This is a genomic window from Methylophaga sp. UBA1464 (genome assembly GCF_002325665.1).
Taxonomy (GTDB): domain Bacteria; phylum Pseudomonadota; class Gammaproteobacteria; order Nitrosococcales; family Methylophagaceae; genus Methylophaga.
Genome location: NZ_DCSO01000005.1, coordinates 1,533 through 1,831, shown reverse-complemented (window position 1 = coordinate 1,831; position 299 = coordinate 1,533). Strand labels below are relative to the sequence as shown.

Below are 299 nucleotides of genomic sequence, written 5' to 3'. Positions count from 1 at the left end.
TACCCGCGTTGGTCGCCGCAAAAATAGACGATAACTTGTTAGCTAATAAATAGGGGGAAAACCACGCTACATAACTGACCAGTTGATTTTGCTGCTCAGCGATTTGCATCACGTTTTCATATTGTTGGGTAAATACTTCGCTGGTAATGCGCTCGCCTTCCTGCATCACGATGCCACGCCAGTTGACCGGTAAATCCTCGACACGTGACACGCCATATTCGGCCAACACTCTTTCACGAAATTCAGTGAAATGCGGATCATCCGGGTTATGCGAATCACCGACTTTGGCAATCTCCTGT

1 protein-coding gene is annotated in these 299 nt (G+C 47.5%); it reads right to left on the bottom strand.

All coding sequences use genetic code 11. The features are described 5' to 3' along the window. Positions 1 to 299: DUF3526 domain-containing protein (locus B3O33_RS00385; RefSeq protein WP_292362715.1), on the bottom strand; the 299-nt coding region annotated here is incomplete at both ends.